Source organism: Nocardia sp. NPDC052254, from assembly GCF_040679495.1.
In the GTDB taxonomy this organism is placed as follows: Bacteria; Actinomycetota; Actinomycetes; order Mycobacteriales; family Mycobacteriaceae; genus Nocardia.
Genome location: NZ_JBFAUW010000003.1, coordinates 665,076 through 685,872, shown reverse-complemented (window position 1 = coordinate 685,872; position 20,797 = coordinate 665,076). Strand labels below are relative to the sequence as shown.

Annotated in this window: 21 protein-coding genes; 7 read left to right on the top strand and 14 right to left on the bottom strand. The window is 68.6% G+C overall.

Annotation, left to right across the window (positions count from 1 at the left end; genetic code table 11):
* Positions 1–6 precede the first annotated feature (6 nt).
* Positions 7–507: a DUF3830 family protein gene (locus AB0L57_RS11835; RefSeq protein WP_364960377.1), complete on the top strand. Its 501-nt coding sequence runs from the start codon at positions 7–9 to the stop codon at positions 505–507.
* A 48-nt stretch (positions 508–555) separates the two neighbouring features.
* Here the strand turns inward: AB0L57_RS11835 and AB0L57_RS11830 are convergent, their stop codons facing one another.
* On the bottom strand, positions 556–1,947 hold the full coding sequence (locus AB0L57_RS11830; protein ID WP_364960375.1) for an amidase: 1,392 nt from the start codon (positions 1,945–1,947) through the stop codon (positions 556–558).
* A gap of 11 nt (positions 1,948–1,958) precedes the next feature.
* Positions 1,959–2,924, bottom strand: a complete 966-nt coding sequence (locus AB0L57_RS11825) for a D-2-hydroxyacid dehydrogenase (protein ID WP_364960374.1) — start codon at positions 2,922–2,924, stop codon at positions 1,959–1,961.
* A gap of 98 nt (positions 2,925–3,022) precedes the next feature.
* Between AB0L57_RS11825 and AB0L57_RS11820 the strand changes: the two genes are divergently transcribed.
* Genes AB0L57_RS11820 through AB0L57_RS11810 form a run of 3 tightly spaced genes read left to right on the top strand, consistent with a single transcriptional unit; the run spans position 3,023 to position 5,173 of the window.
* Positions 3,023–3,763, top strand: coding sequence for an Asp/Glu/hydantoin racemase (locus tag AB0L57_RS11820; protein WP_364960372.1), 741 nt, complete (start codon positions 3,023–3,025; stop codon positions 3,761–3,763).
* A gap of 8 nt (positions 3,764–3,771) precedes the next feature.
* Positions 3,772–4,512 (top strand): maleate cis-trans isomerase, encoded by a 741-nt coding sequence (locus AB0L57_RS11815; RefSeq protein WP_364960370.1) that lies wholly within the window; start codon positions 3,772–3,774, stop codon positions 4,510–4,512.
* Positions 4,499–5,173: a GntR family transcriptional regulator gene (locus AB0L57_RS11810; RefSeq protein WP_364960368.1), complete on the top strand. Its 675-nt coding sequence runs from the start codon at positions 4,499–4,501 to the stop codon at positions 5,171–5,173. The genes AB0L57_RS11815 and AB0L57_RS11810 overlap by 14 nt, the downstream gene beginning before the upstream one ends.
* A gap of 7 nt (positions 5,174–5,180) precedes the next feature.
* On the opposite strand, the gene truB is transcribed toward AB0L57_RS11810, so the two are convergent.
* From truB to rimP, 11 genes are all read right to left on the bottom strand, one after another.
* Positions 5,181–6,104: a tRNA pseudouridine(55) synthase TruB gene (gene truB, locus AB0L57_RS11805; RefSeq protein ID WP_364960366.1), complete on the bottom strand. Its 924-nt coding sequence runs from the start codon at positions 6,102–6,104 to the stop codon at positions 5,181–5,183.
* On the bottom strand, positions 6,104–6,826 hold the full coding sequence (gene npt / locus AB0L57_RS11800; protein ID WP_364960364.1) for a 4'-phosphopantetheinyl transferase Npt: 723 nt from the start codon (positions 6,824–6,826) through the stop codon (positions 6,104–6,106). Before npt ends, truB begins: the two co-directional genes overlap by 1 nt.
* 67 nt (positions 6,827–6,893) lie before the next feature.
* Positions 6,894–7,853, bottom strand: coding sequence for a metallophosphoesterase (locus AB0L57_RS11795; RefSeq protein ID WP_364960362.1), 960 nt, complete (start codon positions 7,851–7,853; stop codon positions 6,894–6,896).
* 169 nt (positions 7,854–8,022) lie between these two features.
* On the bottom strand, positions 8,023–9,399 hold the full coding sequence (locus tag AB0L57_RS11790; protein WP_364960360.1) for an MATE family efflux transporter: 1,377 nt from the start codon (positions 9,397–9,399) through the stop codon (positions 8,023–8,025).
* A 44-nt stretch (positions 9,400–9,443) separates the two neighbouring features.
* Positions 9,444–10,454, bottom strand: a complete 1,011-nt coding sequence (locus AB0L57_RS11785; RefSeq protein WP_364960358.1) for a bifunctional oligoribonuclease/PAP phosphatase NrnA — start codon at positions 10,452–10,454, stop codon at positions 9,444–9,446.
* Positions 10,455–10,525: 71 nt separating this feature from the next.
* Positions 10,526–10,969 (bottom strand): 30S ribosome-binding factor RbfA, encoded by a 444-nt coding sequence (rbfA, locus tag AB0L57_RS11780; RefSeq protein ID WP_364960356.1) that lies wholly within the window; start codon positions 10,967–10,969, stop codon positions 10,526–10,528.
* Positions 10,970–10,999: 30 nt separating this feature from the next.
* Positions 11,000–11,290 (bottom strand): DUF503 domain-containing protein, encoded by a 291-nt coding sequence (locus tag AB0L57_RS11775; protein ID WP_025351647.1) that lies wholly within the window; start codon positions 11,288–11,290, stop codon positions 11,000–11,002.
* A 99-nt stretch (positions 11,291–11,389) separates the two neighbouring features.
* Complete coding sequence (gene infB, locus AB0L57_RS11770; protein WP_364960353.1) at positions 11,390–14,353, bottom strand: translation initiation factor IF-2; 2,964 nt, start codon at positions 14,351–14,353, stop codon at positions 11,390–11,392.
* Between the two features lie 120 nt (positions 14,354–14,473).
* Entirely contained in the window at positions 14,474–14,755 is a 282-nt protein-coding gene (locus AB0L57_RS11765) for a YlxR family protein (protein WP_364960594.1), read from the bottom strand.
* Positions 14,756–14,917: 162 nt separating this feature from the next.
* Positions 14,918–15,946: a transcription termination factor NusA gene (nusA, locus tag AB0L57_RS11760; RefSeq protein WP_364960351.1), complete on the bottom strand. Its 1,029-nt coding sequence runs from the start codon at positions 15,944–15,946 to the stop codon at positions 14,918–14,920.
* On the bottom strand, positions 15,943–16,578 hold the full coding sequence (rimP, locus tag AB0L57_RS11755) for a ribosome maturation factor RimP (protein WP_364960350.1): 636 nt from the start codon (positions 16,576–16,578) through the stop codon (positions 15,943–15,945). Before rimP ends, nusA begins: the two co-directional genes overlap by 4 nt.
* 323 nt (positions 16,579–16,901) lie before the next feature.
* Here rimP and AB0L57_RS11750 point away from each other — a divergent pair, with 323 nt between their 5' ends.
* Both AB0L57_RS11750 and AB0L57_RS11745 read left to right on the top strand, forming a co-directional pair.
* Positions 16,902–17,441, top strand: a complete 540-nt coding sequence (locus tag AB0L57_RS11750; protein WP_364960348.1) for a hypothetical protein — start codon at positions 16,902–16,904, stop codon at positions 17,439–17,441.
* Positions 17,442–17,511: 70 nt separating this feature from the next.
* Entirely contained in the window at positions 17,512–17,943 is a 432-nt protein-coding gene (locus tag AB0L57_RS11745) for a ferritin-like domain-containing protein (RefSeq protein ID WP_364960346.1), read from the top strand.
* Positions 17,944–18,020: 77 nt separating this feature from the next.
* Here the strand turns inward: AB0L57_RS11745 and AB0L57_RS11740 are convergent, their stop codons facing one another.
* Positions 18,021–19,778 (bottom strand): proline--tRNA ligase, encoded by a 1,758-nt coding sequence (locus AB0L57_RS11740; RefSeq protein ID WP_364960344.1) that lies wholly within the window; start codon positions 19,776–19,778, stop codon positions 18,021–18,023.
* 58 nt (positions 19,779–19,836) lie between these two features.
* Between AB0L57_RS11740 and yaaA the strand changes: the two genes are divergently transcribed.
* Complete coding sequence (yaaA, locus tag AB0L57_RS11735) at positions 19,837–20,601, top strand: peroxide stress protein YaaA (protein WP_364960342.1); 765 nt, start codon at positions 19,837–19,839, stop codon at positions 20,599–20,601.
* The last annotated feature ends 196 nt before the right edge of the window (positions 20,602–20,797 follow it).

The window sequence follows — 20,797 nt, the reverse complement described above, 5'->3', positions numbered from 1 at the left end:
ATCTCGATGGCCCGATACCTCACCATCACCCTCACCAAGGCCGGCGTGAGCGCTCGCGCCCGGCTGCTCGACGAGCTGGCGCCACGCACCTGCGCTGCGGTCTGGGACGCGCTGCCGCAAGAGGGCGACGCCTTCCACGCCAAATACGCCCGCAACGAGGTCTACACCCTGCTGCCGCGGATCACCGCGGCACCCCATCGCGAAAATCCCACTGTCACACCCATTCCCGGGGATGTGTGCCTGTTCGACTTCGAGCCGTGGGAGATCGGCAACCCCGCCTACGGGTACGAGCCCGGCTCGGCCGCGCACGACACCCAGGGCGCCACCGACCTCGCCCTGTTCTACGACCGCAACAATCTGCTGATCAACGGCGATATGGGCTGGGTGCCGGGCAATGTGTTCGCCACCATCGATACCGGGCTGGCGGAACTCGCGACGGCCTGCAACGCCCTGTGGCTGCGTGGTGTGGAAGGCGAAACCCTGTCCTTCACGAGGGCTTCCGAATAGCGTGTGCGCCTGTGGCCCGGACCGTCGCGGTCCGGGCCACAGGCGTGTTCACGCCAGGACCAGCTCGGCGAATCGCGCCACCGCGAGCACGAGATCGTCGGAATGCCGGGGGCCGACGATCTGCAGGCCCACCGGCATCCCCGCGGCGGTGGTTCCGGCCGGGATGCTGATCGCCGGTTGCTGGGTGAGATTGAACGGATAGGTGAACGGCGTCCACTGCGGCCAGCTCTCGAGCGAACTGGCCGGTGGCACATCGTGTCCCGCCTCGAACGCGGTGATCGGCATGGTCGGGGTGATCAGGACGTCATGCGCGGTGTGGAATGCGCCCATGGCGATTCCCACCTCCGCGGCCACCGCGCGAGCGTCGATGTACTCCACCGCGCTGAGTGTGCGGCCGCGGTCCCAGACGGCGCCGAGTCCGGGATCGACCCGCTCCCGGGTACCCGCGGGGAATGTCGACAACATGGCCGCGGCACCCGCCGCCCACATCTGTTCGAAAGCCGCACGCGGATCGGTGAATCCGGGATCGGCCTCGACCACGCGCAGCCCGGCTTCGTCGAGGCGGCGCACCGCCGCCGCGACCACGGCCGCGACCTCCGGATCGACCTCGGCGAAGCCGAGCGTGGCCGAGAACCCGGCCGTGGCCCCGCGCACTTCCCGCTGGAGTTCGCCGCGGAAGGTCGACAGCGGCGGCGCACCCGCGGTGGGATCGCGAGGATCGGGCAGCGACAGGATGTCCATCAGCAACGCCACATCCTCGACGGTGCGCGCGAACGGCCCGCCGTGGGCCAGCGGCCCGAACGGACTGGCCGGGTACAGCGGAATGCGGCCGTGGGTGGGTTTGAACCCGACCACACCGCAGAACGATGCCGGAATCCGCACGCTGCCGCCGCCGTCCGTGCCGATCGAGACCGGCCCCATACCGGCCGCCACCGCAACGGCCGAACCGCCGGAGGAACCACCCGAGGTCTTGGCCGGATCGACCGGATTGCGGGTGATCCCCGTCAGCGCACAGTCGGTGGTGGCCTTCCACGCCAGTTCCGGCGTGGTGGTCTTGCCGAGGAAGACCAGGCCGTCCTCGCGCAGCCGGGCCGCTGCCGGGCTGTCGATCGGCCACGGCACATCGGGCCGGATGGATGTCGAGCCGCGCAGCGTCGGCCAGCCCTCGGTCAGGAAGATGTCCTTGATCGAGATCGGCACGCCGTCGAGCAGACCCTGCGCATGCCCGTTGTGCCAGCGGGCCTCGGATTCCTTGGCCTGCATCAGCGCCCGCTCCGGATCGACCAGGCAGAACGCGTTGAGTACGTCATCGCGTGCGGCGATCGCGTCCAACGCCGCCCTGGTCGCCTCGACAGGAGACAGCGTCCCGGCCGAATAGGCGGCGGCCAACTCGGCCGCGGTCATCGCCGCGGGGTCGGTCCCTGGTTCGGGATGGGCCATCCTGACTCCCTTCAGCTGGGCACGTAGCCCAGCTTCTTGTCGACCACATTCTCCAACGCCCGGCCGGCGATCCAACGCTCGAAGTTGTCCGCGAACGCCGTGACGATCTCCGATCGCCAGCCGAGGAAATCGCCGCTGTTGTGCGGGGTGAGAACGACATTCGGCAGATCCCACAGCGGGTGTCCGGCAGGCAGCGGTTCCGGGTCGGCCACATCCAGCGCGGCACCCGCGAGCGCACCGTCACGCAAGGCGGCGACGAGATCGTCGGTAACGACGGATTCCCCACGGCCCACGTTGACAAACCGCGCGTGCGGTTTCATCGCCGCGAACGCACTCGCATCGAACATGTGCCGGGTCTGCGGGGTCAGCGGAGTCACACAGATCACATAGTCCGCCGCGGGCAGTTCGGCATGCAGATCGGTTGCCACGGTGCCGAAGTCCGGATCATCGGTGCGCGCGGTGCGTCCCACGCCCCGCACCCGCATACCGACGGCACCCAGCAGGCGGGCGATGGTGCGGCCGATCGAGCCGGTGCCGACCACCAGGGCACTGGCCCCGGCGATCCGTTCGGACTCGCGGTGCTGCCAGATGTGACGCTGTTGCAGCCGCAGCGATTCGGGCACGTCCTTGGCGAAGTTGAGAACCTGGGCCAGCACGTACTCGGCGATGGGCCGGTCGAACAGTCCGCGGGTATTGGTGAGAACCACCTCGCTGTCGATCAGCGCGTCGAACATCACCGCGTCCACACCCGTGGCCCCCACATGCACCCAGCGCAGCCGATCGGCGTACCGCCACGCACCGGGGACGGCCGTGCTCTGGAAGTCGTAGACGAACAGAACGTCGGAACCCGGCAGTGCCTCCCCCAGTGCCGGTCCGTCGGCGTAACGCACGCAAGCCCGCTCCGATACCGGACGCATGCGATGCGCGTCGGGCTCGGTGCCGTCGTGCAGGACGGTGACAACTGGGCCCGCGTTCATATTGACAGGCTAAAAACTCATCGTATGCTTGTCAACAATCCGATTGTGCGCGGAGGATATTCGGCTGAAGTCTCGGCCGTCACGCGAGAGGAACCCTCGTGGATCTGAATTTTCCCGAATTGGACGGCCCAGTCGCGCAGCGGGGCATCGGGATCATCGCGCCGTTCGACCTGGCACTCGAACGAGAGTTATGGCGGTGGGCGCCGCTGGAGGTGAGCCTGCACCTGGCTCGCACACCGTATGAACCGGTCCCGGTCTCCCTGGAGATGGCCGAACTGGTCTCCGACGCAACACATCTCACCGCGGCGACTCGCAACGTGGCGCATGTGGAGCCGGAGGTGGTCGCGTATCTGTGTAGTTCCGGCAGTTTCATCAAAGGCCTGGCCTACGAGCGGTCACTGTGCGAGACGATCCGCCGCGCCGGTGCGCTCGACGCGTTGACCACCTCGGGCGCCCTGGTCGAGGCGATCGGCAAATTGGAGCTGTCGCGATTGTCGGTCATCACGCCGTACGACGAGATCCTCACCGGCAAACTGCACGAATTCCTGGGGGAAGCCGGGTGTGAGGTGCTGCGTTCGGACCATCTGGGGCTCGGCGGCGGGATCTGGAAGGTCGGCTACCGCACGATCGCCGAGCGCATCATCGCCGCCGACGACCCGGAGGCCGAGGCCATCTTCGTGAGCTGCACCAATCTACCCACCTACGACCTGATCGAACCGCTCGAACAGTACCTCGGCAAGCCGGTGCTGACCGCCAATCAGCTCACCATGTGGGCCTGTCTGGGACGAATGAAACTGCCCATGATGGGCCCCGGCAAATGGCTGCGGAACGTTTTCTAGGAGGCGCTGTGGAACACACCATCGGTTTCATCTACCCCGACCATGCCGCCGAGGACGACTATCCTTGGGCCGCAGCACAACTCGATGTCGATCTGCGGGTCGTCCACATCTACGGGACCGATCTGCACGCGGTGCCCGAGCTGCTCGATCTGGGCAGCCCGGAGAAACTGCGCCACGGCGCCGAGTTGCTCGCGCCGTACCACCCCCAGGCGGTGATCTGGGCCTGCACGTCGGGGAGTTTCGTCTACGGCCCGCACGGCGCGCACGAGCAGGTGGAACGGCTCGCGGAAGCCGCCGGGGTACCCGCCTCGAGCACCAGTTTCGCTTTCGTCGACGCCGTGCGGGCCCTGGGGGTCCGCGACGTCGCGATATGTGCCAGCTACCCCGACGAGGTCGCGGCACTGTTCGTGGACTTCCTCGCCGCCGCCGACATCCGGGTGGTGTCGATGTCCAGCGCCGGTATCGATACGGCCGCCGAGGTGGGCACGCTGACCCCGCAACAGGTCCTCGAACTGGCCGCCGCCAACGACCACCCCGATGCCGAGGCGCTGCTGATTCCCGACACCGCCATGCATACGATGAGGGTGCTTCCGGCGCTGGAATCGGCGCTCGGCAAGCCTGTACTCACCGCGAACCAGGTCACCATCTGGCACGGTATGCGAACGGCCGGCCTGCGTGCCGTCGCACCGCCGTCCGGACCACGGCTCGGAACGCTATTTTCGGAAAGGCCGATTCATGTCGGTGATTGAGTTCGAACCCGTGAATCGGCAGTCGACGGCGGAGATGATCGCAGACCGGCTGCGCGCGGCCATCGTCGACGGCACCCTCGCGCCCGGAAGCCAGCTGGTGGAGGCCGATCTGGCGACCCAATTCGATGTGTCGCGCGGACCGGTCCGCGAAGCGATGCAGCGCCTGGTCTCGGAGGGCCTGCTGCGCAGCGTGCGCCATCGCGGCATCTTCGTCATCGAACTCAGCCTCGAGGATGTGGTCGACATCTATCGGGCCCGCACCGCACTCGAGGGCGGTGCGGTGAATCTCATCCTGGACGGGCGCCGCGACATCGCCCATGCCGCACTGGAACCCAGTACCGCGGAGATGGCGGCGTGTGCCGAGCGCGGCGACGCCCACGGCGTCACCGAGGCCGACCACGCCTTCCACCAGGCACTCGTCGCCAGCGCCGACAGCCCCCGTCTGGTCCGTGCCGCCCAGACTCTGCTGATCGAGACGCGGATGTGCCTGGGCGCGTTGCAGACCACCTACACCGATCTCGGCGAGCAGGTCCGCGAACACGTGGCGCTGCGCGAGGCCATCGCGGCCGGCCCACCCGAGCACGCGCGTGAACTTCTGGTCGGGCACATGCACGATGCCGTCGAGCGGCTCCGGCCGCAGATCGGCGAACCCGGCGCGTAGACCCGGCTCAGTCGATGAGTCCGCGCGGACGCACCACGAATACCGGTGCGGCCCGCTTCCCCTTCTCCTCCAACAGTGCGATCGCCCGGCCGTCGGTGGTCGTGGCCGAGTACACACCACGGATGCCGACAGGATCGAGCCAGCGGCCGTCCCGCAGCGATTCGGCCTGCTCGGCATCGATCTCGCGCTGGGGGAAGGCAAGGCGCACAGCGGAATCGATATCGAGATTCAGGCCCGGATCGGCGGCGAGCCCGTCCAGCGTACGGGCGTGGTCGAGGGCGAACGGCCCGACCCGGGTGCGGCGCAGCGCCGTCAGATGCCCGCCGACACCCAGCGCGGCGCCGAGATCACGGGCCAGCGCGCGAATATAGGTCCCGGACGAACAGTCGACCTCCACATCGAGGTCGACGAATGTGGTTGTGCCGATATCGATATCGCGTCGCCGCAGCACATCGAACCGGCTCACCGTCACCGGCCGGGCCGCCAACTCCACCTGCTCCCCGGCTCGCGCGCGGGCGTAGGCGCGCTCACCGTCGACCTTGATGGCGCTCACCGTCGACGGGATCTGCTGGATGTCGCCGGTCGAATCGGCGACGGCGGAGGCGATGTCGGCGTCGGCGACCTGAGCGGCGGGGATGGTCGCCAGAACCTCCCCCTCGGCGTCGTCGGTGACCGTCGCCTGGCCCAGCCGGACGGTGGCCGTGTAGGACTTGGTGGTCAGGCTCAGCAGGCCGAGCAGTTTGGTGGCGCGTTCCACCCCGAGCACCAGTACCCCGGTGGCCATCGGATCCAGGGTTCCGGCGTGGCCGATCTTTCTGGTGCGCAGGATCTTCCGGCATTTCGCGACGACGTCGTGGCTGGTCTGGCCACCGTCCTTGTCGACGACCAGCAGACCGCCCAGCGCATCGACCACCGGTGTGTGCTCGGGCATCAGCCGGCCACGATCGCGGTCAGGATCAGACCCTCGGCGACCGTCCAGCGGCCGTCGAAGGAGGTCAGCGGCGCACCACCGTCATTCGCCTGCCCGGGCACCAGCAGCGCGCTGTGGAAGGTGCCTGCGGTGCCGGTGTCGTCGATGGTGAAGGTGATGTGCGCGTCCTCGAATCCCAGCCAGCGCAACGTCAACGGGAACCATGCCTTGTAGGTGGCCTCCTTCGCGCAGAAGAGCAGCCGGTCCAGATGCAGTCCGGTCGCCGGGATCGCACCGCGCAGCCAGTCCCGTTCGGCGGGCAGGCTCACCGAGTCCAGCACGCCATCGGGCAGGGTGTCGTGCGGTTCGGCGTCGATGCCGATCGAACGCCAGCGCAGCCGATGCGCCAGCACCGCGGCCCGGTACCCGTCGCAGTGGGTGAGACTGCCGACGACCCCGCGCGGGAACACCGGCATCCCGCGCTCCCCCTTACCGATCGCGACCTGCGGCTCCCCGAGTTCGGCCAGAGCCAGCCGGGCACAGTGCCGCGCACCGATGAAATCGCGCCGCCGCTTCTCCACCGACTTCTCGATCAGATGTTCTTCGCCGGGATGCGGTTTCAGGTTCTCCGGATACCGCAACAGCTCCGCCGCCGCCACGCCCGCGGGCAGAATACTGCCGATGACGCGCGCGTCCGCCTGTTCCTCGATGACCGCCTCCTGAGTCGAGCCTGCCTGCGCCACGAGCCTAGCGGTCGCGGAGTATCGGGGCGGCCGCCGCGGTGCGCCGGTGCCGTCGGCGCACCGGCGGTCAGAGCACGCCGCGGCGGCGATCGGCGAGGCGGCGCATCTCCTCGGCAGCGGCCTTCATCTCCGGAGTGACCTTGAAGTGGCCACCCCACTCGTTCAGATCACCGGGGCCGTACTCGGGGGCCGGCAGGATCTGGCGCAGCAGTTTGTCGGGCAGGCCACGGCGTTGCCACTCCCGCGGATAGCCCAGTGAGACCTCCTCGAAGCGAACGCCCTCGTAGAAGGTGGTGCGCGGAATGTGCAGGTGGCCGTAGACCTCGCAGATCACGTTGTAGCGCAGATGCCATTCGGCGGTCTGGTCGGTACCGCACCACAGCGAGAACTCCGGGTAGAACAGCATCCTGGTGGGTTCACGCACGGTCGGGAAATGGTTGACCAGGACCACGGGGGTGCCCGGCTCGAGTGCGTCCAGGCGGCGTTCGCTGTACTGCACCCGCGCCCGGCACCAGGCGTCGCGGGTCAGATAGGGGTCACTGGCCAGCAGGAATTCATCGGTGGCGACCACGTTCCGGTCGCGGGCGACCGACAGTGCCTCGGCCTTGGTGTGGGTGCCCTCGGGCATCCAGGAGTAGTCGTAGAGCACGAACATCGGCGCGATGGTCACCGCGCCCCCATGCTGTTCGGCGCCCGCGCCCGTCCAGACCGGGAAGGGATCTTCCGGGGTCAGCACATCGAGATCGCGGCACAGCGACACCAGATAGTCGTAGCGTGGGGCGCCCTTGATCTGCACCGGATCCTTGGCGGTGGTCCACAGTTCGTGATTACCGGGAACCCAGATGACCTTGGCGAACCGCTCGCGCAGCGTCCGCAGCGCCCACCGGATGTCGTCGGACTTCTCACCCACGTCACCGGCCACGATCAGCCAGTCCTCGGGTGAATCCGGCCGGATCTGCTCGACGACCGGCTTGTTCCCCTGATGACCGACATGGATATCGCTCACCGCCATCAACTTCGGAATCACGGTTCCACCATGCCCGATCTTGCCCGGGCGAGCACACCCGCCCCTGTCCGGGCGGTATTTCGGCCGGCCCCCGCACCCGATCGGCGCCGCATCGGTCACGCGCCGTGCCGCTGCAATTCGCGGGATACCCGCACCCGATCGGCACCGCGAGCAGCTGCGCACGTGTCACTCACGGTTGTCTCTGGGACGACCGGGGTATTTCCGAGCCGACCCGGGCCCAGTTCCCCGACCACGCGCGTGCACCGACCGCGAGCAGCCGCAGCAGGATGAACGCGCCGAGCCCGGACCAGATCCCCGCGATCCCCCAGTCGAAACTCAGCGCCAGCCAGATCGCCGGCAGGAACCCCACCAGTGCCGCCGCCATGGTTGTGTTACGCAGGTAGGACGCATCGCCCGCGCCGAGCAACACGCCGTCGAGAGCGAAGACCACTCCGGCGGCGGGGATGAGTGCGACGAAGAACCACCAGATCACCTGTACGCGATCGAGTACAGCCGGATCATCGGTGAACAACTGCGGAATCACCTGGTGACCGGCAGCGAAGATCAGTGCCAGCAGCACCGCGAAGGCCGTGGACCACAGCGTGATCCGGCGGGCCAGCCCGCGCGCACCGGATGCGTCACCGGCCCCCAGCGCCGCACCGGTGAGCGTCTGCGCGGCGATCGCCAGCGAATCCAAGGTCAGCGACAGGAAATTCCACAACTGCAGCACCAGTTGATGCGCGGCCACCGACGCGGCGCCGAACCGCGCGGCCACCGCTCCCGCGGAGACGAAACACGCCTGGAAGGCAAGACTGCGCACGATCAGATCCCGGCCCAGCACCAGCTGCGCACGCATCACCGCCGGCCGCGGGCGCAGCGAAACCCGTTGGCGCACCAGGGCGCCGACGAACAGCGCGCCCGAGACGACCTGCCCGGTGAGATTGGCCACCGCCGACCCCGCCAGTTCCAGCCGCGGCGAACCCAGCAGCCCGTGCACCAGCAGTGGGCACAGCACCGCCGAAACCACCAGTCCCGCAAGCACGTACACCAGCGGTCTGCGGGTCTGCTGAACACCACGCAGCCAGCCGTTACCGGCCATGGTGAGCAGGATCAACGGGACGCCGAACAGCGCGATCCGCAACCATCCCAATGCCGCACCGGCGATATCGTGACCGCCGGCGATCACATCCACGATGGGCCGCGCGCACACCTGAAGCACCACGACGATCAGCGACCCGGCGGCCAGCGCGAGCCAGCTCGCCTGCACTCCCTCGGCCACCGCACCCGGTTCGTCACCCGCGCCGTGCCGGCGCGAGGCCCGCGCGGTGGTGCCGTAACTGAGGAAGGTCAGCTGGGTGCTCACCTGCCCGAGGATCAGGCCGCCGACCGCCAGCCCGGCCAGTGCCAGCGCACCCAGTCGTCCGACGACGGCCATATCGAACAGCAGATACACCGGCTCGGCGACCAGCACACCCAGGGTCGGCACGGCGATGCCGAGAATCCGCCGGGGACCGGCCGTCGCGGGATCCACTCGGCCACCCGCGACCTCGTCCTCGGTGGTACTCACACCATCCCCTGTCGCTGCCGGTACCGCATCCGCCGAGTGCCGACCTAGTGCGAGCCGTCGAGTACCTCGATCAGTGCCGCCACGAGCTCCTCGGCGGCGCCGTCGGTCGTATATCCGGCCGCATAGCGATGTCCGCCGCCGCCGAGCCTGGTCGCGACCGCGGCCACGTCCACCGCATCACCGGTCCCGACTCCGCTGTCGCGAGAACGCAGCGACACCATCCAGCGATCGGATTCGCGGCGCGATTGTTTGAATACCGCGGCCACGTCCGCCTCGGCCGTGGTGCGGACGACGTCGATGACGCTCTCCACCTCTTCCGAACGCACCGCACCGGCGTCGTCGGCCCGGACGAACGCGTACACCAGCCCGGCACCACCGGCGGCCTCCGGTTCCAGCCGGGCCGAGCCGAGTACCCGCGAGAGCATCGACAACCAGCCGAACGGATGCGTGTCCATCAGCGTGCGAGTGATTCCGGCGCCGTCGATCCCGGTGGCCAGCAAACGATCGGCCAGCAGGTGCGTGCCGGGACCGCCCCAGCGGAAACAGCCGGTATCGGTCACCAGGCCCGCATACAGGCAGTGCGCGATATCGCGATCGATCTCCTCCCCCCAGGCATCGAAGACACGGGCCAGCACACTGGTCGTCGATTCCGCGGTGGCGTCGATCAGGTTGAGCGTGCCGAAACAGGTATTGGAGCGATGGTGGTCGATCACCAGAGTCGTTGCGGCACCGTCGATCCGGTCGGCGAGCGTGCCCAGCCGGCCGGCACTCCCACAGTCCACGGTCACCAGCAGATCCACCTGTGCGGCCACCCGATCCGGCGGCACCAGATGTTCGGCGCCCGGTAACGATCGCATCGATACCGGCAGTTCACTCGGTTCCGCGAACGACACCTGCACGGGGACGCCGCGTCGGTGCAGGACCTGCGCCAGCGCCAGCCCGCTGCCGACGGTATCCGCGTCCGGCTGCACGTGGCACAACACGGTCACCGAACGGGCGGCCGCCAAAACCTCGACGGCCGCGGCCGGGTCCGCCGTCGACGTCACAGCTGTCATTTCCAGGCTCGATTCTCCGGGGACCGGACCGGGTCACCCCGGCCGATCCGCCGCATCGACCGCCGTAGCGGTCAGTCTTCCTCGTCGGTCTCGGGTTTGTAGGGGTCGGCGTCACCCGCGTGGGTGGCGTTCGCCGCGACCTGCGCGACCCGCTCGTCGGAGGCGCGCGCCTGTGCCAGCAACTGCTCCATCTCGCGCGCGGCATCCGGCACGGTATCGAGCACGAAGCTCAGCGACGGCGTGAACTTGATCCCGGTGGCGGCGCCCACCTTGGACCGCAGCACACCCTTGGCCTTCTCCAGTCCGGCCGCGGCGCCCGCGAAATCCGGTTCGGCGGAGATGGTTTCACCCATCACCGTGTAATAGACGGTCGCCTCCCGCAGATCACCGGTCACCTTCGCATCGGTGACGGTGACGAAACGCAGCCGCGGATCCTTGATCTCGTATTCGATCGCCGTACCGACGATGGAGACGATCCGCTTCGCGAGTCGGCGTGCCCTGGCCTGATCCACCATGGCGGGCCCTCCTCACTTTCCACTGGTCATTCAGTCTTCGGGTCCGAAGATGCGGCGGCGTACTGCCAGCAACTGTAACTCCGGACGGGCCGCGACGTGGCGTTCACACTTGTCCAGCACCTCTGTGAGATGTCCCATCTCGGCGCTGACCATGGCGACGCCCAGCTGGGTGCGGCGGTGTTGGTCATGATCCCCGGCTTCGGCCGCGCTGATCCCGAACCGTTGCAGTTCGGCCAGCACCGGACGAATCACCGAGCGTTTCTGTTTCAACGAATGCACATCGCCGAGCAGGATGTCGAATTCCAATGCTCCGACGAACAATGGCTCACCTCTTCGATTCTCGCGACATCGCACCCACCGAAGCGAACGTCACGTCCGGGCACCTGGCACCGAACGTGACGTTCGCTCGCTGTGGACGACTCAGTCGCGCGGCTTCTCCCGAAGCTCGTATGCCTCGATGATGTCGCCTTCCTTGATGTCGTTGTAGCCCAACGTCATACCGCACTCGAAGCCCTCGCGAGCCTCGGTGACATCGTCCTTCTCACGACGCAGCGACTGGATCGTCGTATCGGCGATCACCACGCTGTCGCGAAGCAGACGGGCCTTGGCGTTGCGCTTGACCGACCCGGAGGTGATCATGCAGCCGGCGATGTTGCCGAACTTCGAGGAGCGGAACACCGCGCGGATCTCGGCGCGACCCAGTTCGGCCTCTTCGTAGATCGGCTTGAGCATGCCCTTGAGGGCCTTCTCGATCTCGTCGATCGCCTGGTAGATCACCGAGTAGTAGCGGATGTCCACACCCTCGCGGTTGGCGAGCTCGGTGGCCTTGCCCTCGGCACGGACGTTGAACCCGATGATGATCGCGTTCGACGCCGAGGCCAGGTTGACGTTGGTCTCGGTGACACCACCGACACCGCGGTCGATGACCCGCAGCCGGACCTCGTCGCTGATCTCGATACCGAGCAGCGCCTCTTCCAGGGCCTCGACCGTACCGGAGTTGTCGCCCTTGAGGATCAGGTTGAGCTCCGAGGTCTCCTTCAGAGCGGCATCCAGATCTTCCAGGCTGATCCGCTTGCGGCTGCGCGCGGCCAGAGCGTTGCGCTTGCGCGCATTGCGCCGGTCGGCGATCTGGCGGGCGATGCGGTCCTCCTCGACGACGAGCAGGTTGTCACCCGCGCCCGGCACCGAGGTGAAACCGATGACCTGCACCGGCCGCGACGGCAGGGCGGCATCGACATCTTCGCCGTGCTCGTCGACCATGCGGCGGACGCGACCGTAGGCGTCACCCGCCACGATCGAGTCACCGACGCGCAAGGTACCGCGCTGCACCAGCACGGTGGCCACCGGACCACGACCGCGGTCGAGGTGCGCCTCGATGGCGACACCCTGGGCGTCCATGTCCGGGTTGGCCCGCAGATCCAGCGCCGCGTCCGCGGTCAGCACGACCGCCTCGAGCAGACCCTGGATATTGATGCCCTGACGCGCGGAGATGTCGACGAACATGGTCTCGCCGCCGTACTCCTCGGCCACCAGGTTGTACTCGGTCAGCTGCTGCCGGATCTTCTCCGGGTTCGCGCCTTCCTTGTCGATCTTGTTGACCGCCACCACGATCGGCACGTCCGCGGCCTGCGCGTGGTTGATGGCCTCCACCGTCTGCGGCATCACGCCGTCGTCGGCCGCGACCACCAGCACCGCGATGTCGGTGGACTTCGCACCACGGGCACGCATGGCGGTGAACGCCTCGTGACCCGGGGTGTCGATGAAGGTGATCAGCCGCTCTTCGTCGTTGACGTTGGTGAGCACCTGGTAGGCACCGATGTGCTGGGTGATACCGCCGGCCTCGCCCTCGCGGACGTTGGTCTTGCGGATGGTGTCCAGCAGTCGGGTCTTACCGTGGTCGACGTGACCCATGACGGTCACCACCGGCGGACGGACCTGCAGGTCGTCCTCGTTGCCCTCGTCCTCGCCGTAGGTGAGGTCGAAGCTCTCCAGCAGCTCGCGGTCCTCGTCCTCGGGCGAGACCACGTGCACGACGTAGTTCATCTCGCCGCCGAGCAGCTCGAAGATCTCGTCGTTCACAGACTGGGTAGCGGTGACCATCTCACCGAGGTTGAACAACACCTGCACCAGCGAGGCCGGGTTGGCGTTGATCTTCTCGGCGAAGTCCGACAGCGAGGCGCCACGGGCGAGGCGGATGATCTCGCCGTTGCCGCGGGGCAGCCGCACACCGCCGACCGACGGTGCCTGCATGTTCTCGTATTCGGCGCGTTTCGCCCGCTTCGACTTGCGGCCCTTGCGGGGCGCACCACCGGGACGGCCGAAGGCACCCGCGGCACCGCCGCGACCGCCGCCACCACCGGGACGACCGCCACCACCGGGACGACCCCGGAAGCCACCGGCCGCGGGTGCACCCGTACCGCCGCCACCACCGGCACCGCCGCCACCGCGGTAGTTACCGCCGCCACCGCCACCGGGACGCCCGCCACCGGCGCCACCGCCGGGACGACCCGGACGACCTGCCGCGGGACCCGGACGGGCCGCGCGAGCCGGCATGGCACCCGGGTTCGGCCGGGGCGGCATCGAGCCGGGAGACGGCCGCGGGCCGCCGGGGCGAGGACCGCCCTGACCTGCTGCGGGACGAGGCGCACCACCCGGAGTGGGGCGAGCTCCGCCCTGACCCGGACGAGGCGCGTTCTGCCCCGGACCGGGGCGCGGCCCCGGCGCCGGACGCGCGCCGCCGGAAGACGGCCGCGGCGCGGGCCGCTCGGGAGCCGAGGAGAAGGGGTTGTTACCGACGCGCGGCGGCTTCGGACCGGGCTTGGGGCCCGGAGCGGCCGGACGCGGAGCGCCCTGCTGACCGCCGGGGGTGTTCCGGCCCTGGCCGGGACGCGGACCGCCCGGCGTGGGACGCGAGCCGGTCTGCGGCGCCTGGGACGAACCGGTCTGCGGCGCCTGAGCCGAGCCGGTCGATGCCGCCGGTGCCGCGGGCTGCGCGGCGGGCTTCGGGCCCGGCTTGACGGCCGGTCCGGGCTTCACCGCATCGGGGCGGGCGGCCGGGGCCGGGGCGGCGGGCGCCGAATCGGCCTGTGCCGCGGCCGGAGCCGGACGCGGGCCGGGACGCGGTCCCGGAGTTGCGCCGGAGGATGGTTTCGCGGCCGGACGCGCCTGGGCGGGACCGGGTTTCGCGGATGTCTTCGCGGAGCCGTTGGCCGGGGCGGACGATTTCGTCGCGAACGACTCCCGGAGCCGGCGTGCGACGGGTGCCTCCACCGTCGATGACGCCGACTTCACGAACTCGCCCTGCTCCTTGAGCGTTGCGAGTAGTTCTTTGCTCGTGACACCGAGTTCTTTTGCCAACTCGTGCACGCGGGCCTTGCCTGCCACTGCTCTCCTCACTGAGAGGTCGAGCGTGGCAGTCCCTCGTTCCCCGATCAGGGGTCAGGAAGCCCGCACGACCTCGGGTTATCTTCGATGGCCGTTCATCGTTGGTACTTCACGGTGTGCTCATGAGTGCTCGTGCCTGTTCTCGACGTAGTGCTCCAGGGCTGAGATATCCAGTTTTCCGGACACTCGTAGCGCTCTGCCGAACGCTCGGCGCCGCTCTGCCATGCTCAGACAAGACGAAACGGGGTGCAACCAGGCACCCCTTCCGGGAAGTCTGTGCCGCGGATCGGGAACGATCGCGACGACGGTGTCCCCAATGGGGTCACTGCCGGGCGATTGTGCCACGACTCGCAACAGATCGGCGGCCAGCTCGCGTTTCCGGCATCCGACACACGTACGCACCGGACCGGGAGATCGGGGGGTGACCCGAGTTCCGACCTGAGCAGATGGTGCGGATACCGAAGACTCGCGCTGAGCCTGTGTCCACTGTACCGCTGCCATGTCCCGATCTCCGCATCCAGCCCCTCGTTGCCCCTGACTCCGTCGCGCTCGCGCGGCCGCGACCTACCCGTGCTGAGCCTGCGGGCGCGGTGATCCGGCCACGTCGGGGGCGGCGTCCGACCGGATATCGATGCGCCAGCCGGTCAATCGTGCGGCGAGCCGAGCATTCTGGCCTTCCTTGCCGATCGCCAGCGACAGCTGGAAATCGGGGACCACGACCCGGGCGGCACGAGCCTCCGGGTCGACGATCGTCACCGACACAACCTTGGACGGGCTCAGCGCATTCCCGACGAAGGCGGCCGGATCCTCGGCCCAGTCGATGATGTCGATCTTCTCCCCCGCCAGCTCGCTCATCACATTGCGCACGCGCTGGCCCATCGGGCCGATACACGCGCCCTTGGCGTTGACGCCGGGCACCGTGGAGCGGACGGCGATCTTGGAGCGATGGCCGGCCTCGCGGGCCACCGCCACGATCTCCACCGAACCGTCGGCGATCTCGGGGACCTCGAGGGCGAACAGCCGCCGCACCAGATTCGGATGCGTCCGCGACAGGGTGATCTGCGGGCCGCGAGAACCACGCGAGACACCGTAGACGTAGCACTTGATGCGGTCGCCGTGCTCGTAGGACTCGCCCGGGACCTGCTCGGCGGACGGAATCAAACCTTCGGCGCCGTTCGCCTCGCTACCGATCCGGACCACCACCGTGCCGCGCGCGTTCATGCGGGCATCACGCTGCACGACGCCGCCGACGATATCGCCTTCGTGCGTCGAGAACTCACCGAAGGATTTCTCGTTCTCGGCATCGCGCAGCCGTTGCAGCACCACCTGGCGGGCGGTGGTGGCGGCGATGCGGCCGAAACCTTCAGGGGTGTCGTCCCATTCGGAGATGACATTGCCGTCGGCATCGGTCTCGGTGGCCATCACGCGCACCACGCCGGTCTTCTGATTGATGTCGATGCGTGCGTTGGGCTCATGGCCCTCGGTGTGCCGATAGGCGGTCAGCAGAGCCGACTCGATCGCGGAGAGCACTGTCTCCATCGAGATTCCCTTATCGGCGACGATCGCACGCAGGGCTTCGATTTCGATGTTCATTCCACGATCCCTTCGGTCGGCGCAACTACTGGACGATGTTCTCCCTGGACTGTTTCGGCCACATCCACCGCATCGTCGGCGGCACCGGGCTCGGGCCGGCCCGCGGCGACCCCGCCGGCCAGGTCCATCTCGGCCACACCGGGCCGAGAGAATTCCACCTGCACGACCGCGGAGCCGATATCGGCCAGCGCCACGGTGACCCGATGCGGGGCGCGCTTGCCGCCGAGCACCAGGGCCACCTCGGTATCGGTCGCGGCGCCCACCCGGGCGTCGAATTCGGATGTGCCGTCCGGTGCCGGAGCACCCGCGTTCAGCCGGATCCGGACCTTGCGGCCGCGGGCGCGACGCCAGTGCCGCGGTTCGACGAGCGGGCGTTCCACGCCCGGTGTGGTGATCTCGAGCAGGTAGGGGGTTTCACCGAAGTCACCGGCGTCGTCCAGAGCCGCCGAGACCTCCGAGCTCAATTCCGCGATCGTGTCCATGTCGACCGTCTCGTCACCGTCGACGGTGACCGTGACTCGTGTATTCGGCCCGCCGGCAGCCGTGATGCGCACGCCTTCGAGATCTAGTCCCCGGCGTGCGATGAGCCCAGCAACGAGCTGGCTCACCCTTTCCTCGGTCGGCATCGGCATGTGGGGCGGCTCCTGGTTCAGTTGTGACGCGGTATCGGTCCTGGTCCGGTATGGTCGGCGCGCATATCCCGCGAACAGTTCCGTGGGAGGTCCAGCCTAACGCGCTGGAAGAGTGTAAAGGACCAGCCAACCCGGTCGCGTCGGCCCGGGTGGGGTCCGCGCGTGCGTGGACCGATCCGCGGGCGGGCTCACTCGCCCACCAGCGCATTCCCGTCACCCGCCCGGCCGAGCCCGATCCGGTGGCGTCGCCCGGCCCTCGGATGGCCGCGTGTCGGCCGGGCTGGGCGCGCGGGTGCCGGGTGGGCACTGGCACGATGGAGGCCGTGCCCAGCCGTCTCGATGTGATTCCGGCGCCGCCGGATCGGCCCGTATCCCCCCGTCCCGACCGTCGTTCGGTCCTACGCTCGGCCGGAGGCGGTGCACTGGCGCTGGTCGCCCTGGGCGCTGCCACGGCGTGCGCGGACAAGACCCCGCCCGCACCGGATGTCCTGGTCACCCAGGAGGTCTCGGCGCGCACCGACGCGGTCTGGGCGAAGGCCGCCATCGCCGCGGCGCCCGAGCACACTGCCGCACTGAACACCGTGGCCGCGCAGCGCACCGAGCACGCCGCGGCCCTGCGCACCGAAATCGACCGGGCCACCGGCGTATACGGTGACGGCACCAAGCCCAGGTCCGCGACGCCGCCGGTCGCCGAACCCGTCGCGCCCACACCCCCGCCGGACCTCGCCGCCATCCGGACCCGGCTCACCGAATCCCAGCACTCCGCGGCCGACCTGGCGACCACCCTGTCCGGCTACCGCGCCGGTCTGCTGGGCTCGATCAGCGCGTGCTGCGCCACCCATGCCGGGGTGGTGCTGGCATGAGCGGTCAGGCTCGAAGGCGGCAGCGGAGCAGGACCACGCAGCGCCCCACCCATGCCCGGAAGGACACCGCATGAGTATCGATCAGCAGGTTCTGACCGAGGCGTTGAAAGCCGAATACTCGGCGGTGTACGCCTATGGCCTGATCGCGGCGTACGCCTCACCCGAGCGCACCAAGATGGTCGCGGAATACCTCGCGGCACACCGCGCCCGCCGCGACGCCACCATCGACGCGCTGAAGGCCACCGGCGCCACGGTCCCCGCGGCGGCGGCTGCCTACAACCCGCCGTTCACGGTCGACAATCCGATCCCGGCCGCCAATCTCGCGGTCACCGTCGAATCCGACGGGGCGGTGGCCTGGCGTTCGGTCGTGGAGCGGGCCAGCACGCCCGAGCTACGCCGCACCGGTATCGACGGCCTCACCGAGTCCGCCGGTCGCCTGGCCACCTGGCAGGCCGTCCTGGGGGTGAATCCGCCGACCGCCTCGTTCCCCGGCCGCCCCTGAGCGACCCGCACGGTACCGGCGACCGCAGTGTCCCGCGGTCCCCGGTACCGGCAATCGTTCTCCCGTCGGCGACGGGCTCAGGCGCGGATCTTCGCGAGGACGGACTCGATCGCGGAATCGGCCGGAATGTCCTCGGATTCGCCGGTGAAGCGGTTGCGGAGCTCCACCTTGCCCTCGGCCCAGCCACGGCCGATCACGACGATCCACGGCATGCCCAGCAGTTCGGCGTCCTTGAACTTGACCCCGGGCGAGGCGGTGCGGTCGTCGAACAGGACGTCCAAGCCCTGCCCGTCGAGTCCGGCCACGACCTGTTCGGCACCCGCGCGGGCGGCCTCGTCCTTGTTGGCGATGACGACGTGCACGTCGAACGGCGCGATCTCACTGGGCCAGCGCAGCCCCTTCTCGTCGTGCATCTGCTCGGCGACGACGGCGACCATGCGGGAGATACCCACACCGTAGGAACCCTGGACGAGCCGGACCGGCTTGCCGTTCTCGCCGAGTACGTCGACCTCGAAGGCATCGGTGTACTTGTAGCCGAGCTGGAAGATGTGAGCGATCTCGATACCGCGCGCGGCGTGCAGCACACCCCGGCCGTCCGGCGAGGGGTCGCCCTCGCGGACCTCGGCGGCCTCGATGGTGCCGTCGGGGGTGAAATCGCGGCCGGCGACCAGGCCCACGACATGCTTGCCGGGCGCGTCCGCACCGGTGATCCAGGAGGTGCCGGTGACCACCCGGGGGTCGACCAGGTAGCGAACCCCGTTCTCCAGCAGCGCCTTCGGCCCGATATAGCCCTTGACCAGGAAGGGGTTGGCGACGAAGTCCTCGTCGGTCAGCAACTCCACCTCGGCGGGTTCCAGGCTGGCGCCCAGCCGCTTGTCGTCGACCTCGCGATCACCGGGAATACCGATGCCCACGACCTCGGTCTTGCCATCCGGGTGCCGGAGCTTGACCATCACGTTCTTCAACGTGTCGGCGGCCGTGACGGGGCGGGCGTACTGCTCCGCGATTCCGGCGCCGTTGGCCCAGTCGACCAGCGAGGCGATGGTGGGAGTGCCGGGAGTGTCGTGGACGACGGCATCGGCCAGGCCCTGCAGCGGAATCTCCTGCGGAACCGGGGTCACCACCGCTTCCACATTCGCGGCGTAGCCGGATTCCAGGCAGGTCACGTAGGTGTCCTCGCCGATGGGGCTGGTGGCCAGGAATTCCTCGGACGCACTACCACCCATGGCGCCCGAGGTGGCGGCGACGATCACGTATTCGACACCGAGGCGGGCGAAGATGCGCTGGTACGCACCGCGATGCGCGGCGTAGCTGGCCGCGAGACCGTCTTCGTCGAGGTCGAACGAGTACGAGTCCTTCATGATGAATTCGCGCCCGCGCAGGATGCCGGCGCGCGGCCGCTCCTCGTCGCGGTACTTGGTCTGGATCTGGTACAGGGTGACCGGCAGGTCCTTGTACGAGTTGTACTCACCCTTGACCGTCAGCGCGAACAGTTCCTCATGGGTGGGGCCGAGCAGCATGTCGGCGCCTTTTCGGTCGCGCAGGCGGAACAGGGCATCGCCGTATTCGGTCCAGCGGTTGGTGGTCTCGTAGGGGTCGCGCGGCAGCAGCGCCGGCAGCGAGATCTCCTGCCCGCCGATCCCGTTCATCTCCGCACGCACCACGTCCTCGATCCGGCGCAGCACCTTCAGGCCCAGCGGTAACCACGAGTACACGCCCGGCGCGATCCGGCGCACATATCCGGCACGGACCAGAAGTTTGTGGCTGGGCACCTCGGCGTCGGCGGGATCGTCGCGCAGGGTGCGCAGGAACAGGTGCGAGAGACGGGTGATCACGGGTGCACAGACTAGCCGCTGCTGCGCGGATGCTTGCAGGGCATTACCGTAACGGCTCGTGCTCGTGATCCTGCCTCCCTCCGAAACCAAGTCCGACGGTGGAACTCTCGGTCCACTCGATCTGGATTCGCTGTGGTTGCCCCAGCTCACCGCGGTCCGCGACAAGTTGATCACCGAACTGATCGAATTGACCGCCGACCCGGAGGCCGCCCGCGTGGCACTGGGCCTCGGCAAGGCCGGCGGGGCGAGCGCGGAGGGTTTGCAGACCGCGCTCGCACGCAACGAATCGCTGCGGTCCGCCACGACGATGCCCGCGCTGCGGCGCTACACCGGTGTGCTCTACGACGCGCTGGACGCCGGTTCGCTGACCAAGGCGCAACGGGCCCGCGCCGACGAGCGCCTGGCGATCGGCTCCGCGTTGTTCGGGGTGGTCCGGGCCGGGGACGCGATTCCGGGCTATCGACTGTCGGGCGGTTCGAAGCTGCCCGGACTGCCGACCCTGGCCGCGCTGTGGAAACCGGTCCTGGCACCGGCGCTGCGCGATGCGACGGCGGATCGATTGGTCGTCGACCTGAGATCGGGCACCTACCAGCAGCTGGGCCGATTGCCGGGCGCGGTCACGGCCACCGTGCTGACCGAGCGCCCGAACGGGACCCGCACGGTGGTCAGTCACTTCAACAAACATCACAAAGGACTGCTGGCCCGGGCGCTGGCGACCACTCGTGCCGAGCCGGGCGATATCCGCGCGGTGGCCCGGGTGGCCGAAAAGGCTGGGCTACGAGTCGAAATCGCGTCGTCGAGCGAACTGCTGGTACTCACCTGAGTGAATTCTCGGTGACCGAGGACGTAATTCGAACCCAATCACGACCGGCCACCGCTGGGAACCACACCTCGAAAATGCCAATTCACCAGCGAATTCCATAACCCTCCGGTGAAAAGTGCTCCACCGAAACAGTTCTTCTGTCTCGCTATCGTTATTCGTCGCGGCGATCGACCGCCGCTGTGAAATGCGAATGGGC